We start from the raw sequence: 1,796 nt of genomic DNA, 5'->3' as shown, positions 1-1,796 counted from the left end.
ATGGTGGAGCCAAACGGAGTCGAACCGTTGACCTCCTGCGTGCAAGGCAGGCGCTCTACCAACTGAGCTATGGCCCCGTAAAATAATGGTAGGCCTGGGCAGACTTGAACTGCCGACCCCCGCGTTATCAACACGGTGCTCTAACCAGCTGAGCTACAGGCCTTTGTATGCCTACAAAGGCAAAAGCTAATAAATACTAGCTTAAACTAAAGAACAACTTGTTGTGAATTCTTGCTGACCGAATGTCATCTATAAGGAGGTGATCCAGCCGCAGGTTCCCCTACGGCTACCTTGTTACGACTTCACCCCAGTCATCAACCACACCGTGGTGATCGCCTCCCCGAAGGTTAGGCTAACCACTTCTGGTGCAATCAACTCCCATGGTGTGACGGGCGGTGTGTACAAGGCCCGGGAACGTATTCACCGCGGCATTCTGATCCGCGATTACTAGCGATTCCTACTTCATGGAGTCGAGTTGCAGACTCCAATCTGGACTACGATAGGCTTTTTGAGATTCGCATCACATCGCTGTGTAGCTGCCCTCTGTACCTACCATTGTAGCACGTGTGTAGCCCTGGTCGTAAGGGCCATGATGACTTGACGTCGTCCCCGCCTTCCTCCAGTTTGTCACTGGCAGTATCCTTAGAGTTCCCGGCTTAACCCGCTGGTAACTAAGGACAAGGGTTGCGCTCGTTGCGGGACTTAACCCAACATCTCACGACACGAGCTGACGACAGCCATGCAGCACCTGTATTCTAATTCCCGAAGGCACTCCCGCATCTCTGCAGGATTCTAGATATGTCAAGACCAGGTAAGGTTCTTCGCGTTGCATCGAATTAAACCACATGCTCCACCGCTTGTGCGGGCCCCCGTCAATTCATTTGAGTTTTAACCTTGCGGCCGTACTCCCCAGGCGGTCTACTTATTGCGTTAGCTGCGTCACTAAGTCCTCAAGGGACCCAACGACTAGTAGACATCGTTTACGGCGTGGACTACCAGGGTATCTAATCCTGTTTGCTACCCACGCTTTCGAGCCTCAGTGTCAGTATGATGCCAGGAAGCTGCCTTCGCCATCGGTATTCCTTCAGATCTCTACGCATTTCACCGCTACACCTGAAATTCTACTTCCCTCTCACCTACTCTAGCTTAACAGTATCAGATGCAGTTCCCAGGTTAAGCCCGGGGATTTCACATCTGACTTATCAAGCCACCTACGCTCGCTTTACGCCCAGTAATTCCGATTAACGCTTGCACCCTCTGTATTACCGCGGCTGCTGGCACAGAGTTAGCCGGTGCTTATTCTGCAGCTAATGTCATCGTCCGTGGGTATTAACCACGGAGTCTTCTTCACTGCTTAAAGTGCTTTACAACCAAAAGGCCTTCTTCACACACGCGGCATGGCTGGATCAGGGTTTCCCCCATTGTCCAATATTCCCCACTGCTGCCTCCCGTAGGAGTCCGGGCCGTGTCTCAGTCCCGGTGTGGCTGATCATCCTCTCAGACCAGCTACAGATCGTCGCCATGGTAGGCCTTTACCCCACCATCTAGCTAATCCGACTTAGGCTCATCTAATAGCGAGAGCAGTAAACTGCCCCCTTTCTCCCGTAGGTCGTATGCGGTATTAATTCGAGTTTCCCCGAGCTATCCCCCACTACTAGGTAGATTCCTAAGTGTTACTCACCCGTCCGCCGCTCGACGCCTGATAGCAAGCTATCATCGTTTCCGCTCGACTTGCATGTGTTAAGCCTGCCGCCAGCGTTCAATCTGAGCCATGATCAAACTCTTCAGTTTAATCT

Annotated in this window: 2 tRNA genes and 1 rRNA gene; all 3 read right to left on the bottom strand. The window is 52.1% G+C overall.

From position 1 onward, the window contains the following. Window position 1 precedes the first annotated feature (1 nt). Window positions 2–77: transfer RNA gene (locus ACT3RN_RS15385), tRNA-Ala, on the bottom strand. Window positions 78–86: 9 nt separating this feature from the next. After that, window positions 87–163 (bottom strand) — tRNA-Ile (locus tag ACT3RN_RS15380). A gap of 89 nt (window positions 164–252) precedes the next feature. Further along, a 16S ribosomal RNA gene (locus ACT3RN_RS15375) occupies window positions 253–1,791 on the bottom strand. Window positions 1,792–1,796 lie beyond the last annotated feature (5 nt).

The sequence above is a fragment of the Psychrobacter sp. AOP5-GZ1-6 genome (genome assembly GCF_052376345.1).
Taxonomy (GTDB): Bacteria; Pseudomonadota; Gammaproteobacteria; order Pseudomonadales; family Moraxellaceae; genus Psychrobacter.
Note: the sequence above shows the minus strand (reverse complement) of the source record. Positions and strands in the feature narration are given on the sequence as shown.